1 rRNA gene is annotated in these 409 nt (G+C 56.7%); it reads right to left on the bottom strand.

The annotated features are described in order from the left end of the window. Window positions 1-10: 10 nt before the first annotated feature. A 5S ribosomal RNA gene (gene rrf, locus AC1DXI_RS20765) occupies window positions 11-127 on the bottom strand. Window positions 128-409 lie beyond the last annotated feature (282 nt).

Genomic DNA, 409 nt, shown 5'->3' with positions numbered 1-409 from the left:
CTGAATGGTGTTCCGGCGGTGACCTACTCTCCCACACCCTCCCGGGTGCAGTACCATCGGCGCTGTGGGTCTTAGCTTCCGGGTTCGGGATGGGACCGGGCGTTTCCCCCACGCTATGACCGCCGTAACCCTGTGTCCCGCACCGCGCCTTTTGGGGGTGGGTGGGGAAATCTGTGGTTACAACATGTTCGCTGCGGTGTTTGGCCGCAGGTGTGGTGTTGTTATTTTGTTGTCGGTTCTCAAGCAACGGGTTTGTTGTTTGGGAACCACATAGTGGACGCAAGCAGTCTTGTTTCTTTGTACCACCCCTGGGTGCAAACCCCTTTTGAAGTTGGGTTTGCGGGGTGGTGTGTGGTGTAAGTTATCGGCCTATTAGTACCGGTCAGCTTCACGAGTCGTTAGTCCTCGC

The sequence above is a fragment of the Arthrobacter sp. P1_H7 genome (assembly GCF_056405215.1).
This window is presented reverse-complemented; position numbering and strand designations above follow the sequence as displayed.